We start from the raw sequence: 2744 nt of genomic DNA on the forward strand, positions 1-2744 counted from the left end.
TCGTAAGAGAGCTCCCAGCGGCAATGCCCATCTGTATGTCGATATTCGCTAATTTTCATAGGCACTTAACGCTTCAAGAAGAGGCGTGCGCATTTTGCGCGTCCTTCTTGCTTGACTTGTTATATTTTGTTTCAAGATAAACTGCCATGTAAGACGCGATTATTGACCCTAGCGCTAGACCAATCACTATATAAGCCGTCTGAGGCACATTGCTTACAATATTGTGTGGTGTGTATGTGTCATAAGAAACGATAACTGCCATTACTAATGATAAAGAAAACCCAATAATAGCGAACATGAGATAAGCCCAAATATCGTCCTTTTCTAAATCGCTAAATTTTTGAATGGTGTTCCCATACATAACACAAGCGATAAATACCAACCCCGGCCCCTCAAATGCTTTCGATCCATAACCAGCTATTGATAAAGAAAACCAGATAATTGCAACTGGAAAGTACATCCAAAAAACATTTGCGATTACATTATTGATAACAATTCTCAACCTACTCTCCCAAAATATAACGCTTGAATTCACCGGACTGCGCGGCTTTTCGCGCAGGTCCGGTGGAATGATGGGTTAGCCGTATGTTACGACCACGCCAGCTTGGCCTGCCACGGAAACCCGCGAATGCCGTAGCGCCGAACTGCGGCATCGCCGAAGGATGCTTGGGAACAAAGGCTATTCCATTGTGCGCCAACAGGCGCACTAACTCCTGAGAGCCACTCACGGATATCGACTGCAAAATCTGGTGGGTTGTCATACATCATCCACAACTCGACGAGATCAACCTGCACAGAGGGGGCTGAGATATTGGAGCTGATAAAGGACTCCCATTCGGCGATGTAAGGCGCGCATTCAACACCCAAAGCTTGGGCCAGTGCGGTCCGTCGCGATGCATAGGTAGCTTTGGCTTTTACGGTGGAGGTGAAGAGCGTTGGGATGTTCTCAACGATTTGGTCGCCAGCGCCATTAGTGCATGCGACTGGCACGGTGGTTATATCATCTTGGTCAAACAGAGCAAGCCAAAGAATAGGAAGCTGATAGTTCGCCCCGAGCAGACAGGTATTCTCAATTTCTGCTGCGGTACGCGGGGCACCGGACTCGTGATTCATTAGGTATGTGCGATTGGCCACGCGGGTCTCCGTAGGCGGCTAACACGTTTAGGTTAAGGGGCGGCGGCACGCCGTCCCAGTGAGCGAAGCGAGCGATTTGAACCGTTTGTTAGGTGCATATCACAGAGGCATTGATGGGACACCTGTGACCCCCTCGGGTTTGCTCTTAAGCCATGCAATAAGACCGTTTAGGACTTCTTGGGATCTGGTGCGCTTGTGGCCTGGGCCGGACTTGATTATTTCTTGCAGGCTTTCCGGAAGTTCTGGAGCGCTTGTACCGAAATACCAATATAGGTTTGATATTAGTACGTTCTCTCCACTTAAATCGCGCTCCATATGGTCTTTTGTATGGTGTATGTTTCTGCGTTGGTGCCAAGCACCCTCAATGTCTTGGTAATAGATACAATCGCCGTGGCGACTATTGCCCTCTACTGCCGGGCGCTTTACAGAGAATCTTGAGTTATTACCATACTCGCTGAGGCTTAGTATTTCATCAATGCGGGCTGCATAGATGATTTTCCCTTTGCCTAATGTTCTCACTGAAGATGTGCCGACAAGCCAGTCGCCGATTTTTGCTGTGCGTCTTATTAGCGGTTTGCAGGTGGCAAGTGTGCAAAATCCCCCAAACGGATTTGGAGCAAAGCCGGTGTCATGAGTAATGACATAGGAGTATACGCAGACCATGTTGACACCTAACGCAAAGCTAAGCGGCGTGCGTTAGCACGTCCTTGCTTGAGCGCCTTGTTAAATGGCTTTTTCAATCGTTTCACCATTTTCGTTTATATATTGGATACCAATATATGTTTTTGTGGTGCCCGACCATCTTGCAGTTGCAACTACTGGAAGTTCTAAGTCATTGCTTTCAATAAACGATTTAAATCTTTCAAGATCTTCTTGCGATGGCTCAGCTACACCGTACCAAAAAGAATACCATTCATCGCCCGCAATAATGTTGAACGCCTCAGAGCCGTCATAAACTCCGAATACAACTTTACCATTTGAGAACTTAAACTCTGATAACTCTAGCTCCGTAATGTGCTCTGAAAATTCAGGATGACTATCAGGAATGATATGTTCAAAAGCATCGAAACCTTCGTCGTCGTTTTGGTAGAAACACCAACGATGAGCTTTTAAGTCTTCGACAGTAAGATCTTCTATAGCTTTAGGTTTGCACATTTCTTTTGCCATTTAACGCCCGGCTTTGGGGCGGACTTGTAGCCGCGTAGCGGCGGAAAGGCCGTCCCAGCCCCGAAGGGGCGACAACAGCCGTTTGTTAAGTGCTTATTTGGTGAACCTCGTTTCTAGGACTTCACCCGTTTGAATATCAAGCTTATGTTCATAGCCAGAAAATGAACCTGCGTAAACCTCACCACCTTTAATCCATACATTAACTATGTAATCGTAGCCGCCTTTTGTTTGGGGCGACAAACGCCACAAGAGCTTTAGCTTGCTGAAGGCAAGCAGTTCTGAATTGTAAGGTGCAGGTGCGTCTTCATTTAAAAGAACGAAGACAACTTCCTCGTAAGAGAGCTCCCAGCGGCAATGCCCATCTGTATGTCGATATTCGCTAATTTTCATAGGCACTTAACGCTTCAAGAAGAGGCGTGCGCATTTTGCGCGTCCTTCTTGCT

General features: G+C 46.9%; 5 protein-coding genes. All 5 read right to left on the reverse strand.

Translation table 11 applies throughout. From position 1 onward, the window contains the following. Positions 1-73: 73 nt before the first annotated feature. The 5 genes from PT85_RS18105 to PT85_RS18120 all read right to left on the reverse strand — a co-directional run bounded on the left by PT85_RS18105 (position 74) and on the right by PT85_RS18120 (position 2691). On the reverse strand, positions 74-502 hold the full coding sequence (locus PT85_RS18105) for a hypothetical protein (protein WP_156143286.1): 429 nt from the start codon (positions 500-502) through the stop codon (positions 74-76). Positions 503-588: 86 nt separating this feature from the next. Continuing rightward, the gene (locus PT85_RS17885; RefSeq protein ID WP_074467555.1) at positions 589-1134 is read right to left on the reverse strand and encodes a hypothetical protein; all 546 of its coding nucleotides are present in this window, start codon (positions 1132-1134) and stop codon (positions 589-591) included. A gap of 99 nt (positions 1135-1233) precedes the next feature. Next, the gene (locus PT85_RS18110) at positions 1234-1797 is read right to left on the reverse strand and encodes an Nmad2 family putative nucleotide modification protein (protein ID WP_074467556.1); all 564 of its coding nucleotides are present in this window, start codon (positions 1795-1797) and stop codon (positions 1234-1236) included. Between the two features lie 60 nt (positions 1798-1857). Beyond that, the gene (locus PT85_RS18115; protein ID WP_139182085.1) at positions 1858-2301 is read right to left on the reverse strand and encodes a hypothetical protein; all 444 of its coding nucleotides are present in this window, start codon (positions 2299-2301) and stop codon (positions 1858-1860) included. Between the two features lie 93 nt (positions 2302-2394). Further along, complete coding sequence (locus tag PT85_RS18120) at positions 2395-2691, reverse strand: hypothetical protein (protein WP_156143287.1); 297 nt, start codon at positions 2689-2691, stop codon at positions 2395-2397. Positions 2692-2744 lie beyond the last annotated feature (53 nt).

Origin of the sequence: Pseudomonas flexibilis, assembly GCF_000806415.1 — a bacterium.
Lineage (GTDB): Bacteria > Pseudomonadota > Gammaproteobacteria > Pseudomonadales > Pseudomonadaceae > Serpens > Serpens flexibilis.

What these genes read in the sequence shown, in the direction of transcription:
- PT85_RS18110 (WP_074467556.1), bottom strand. Translation starts at nt 1,797, where the DNA reads ATGGTCTGCGTATACTCCTATGTCATTACTCATGACACCGGCTTTGCT.
- PT85_RS18115 (WP_139182085.1), bottom strand. Translation starts at nt 2,301, where the DNA reads ATGGCAAAAGAAATGTGCAAACCTAAAGCTATAGAAGATCTTACTGTC.
- PT85_RS18120 (WP_156143287.1), bottom strand. Translation starts at nt 2,691, where the DNA reads ATGAAAATTAGCGAATATCGACATACAGATGGGCATTGCCGCTGGGAG.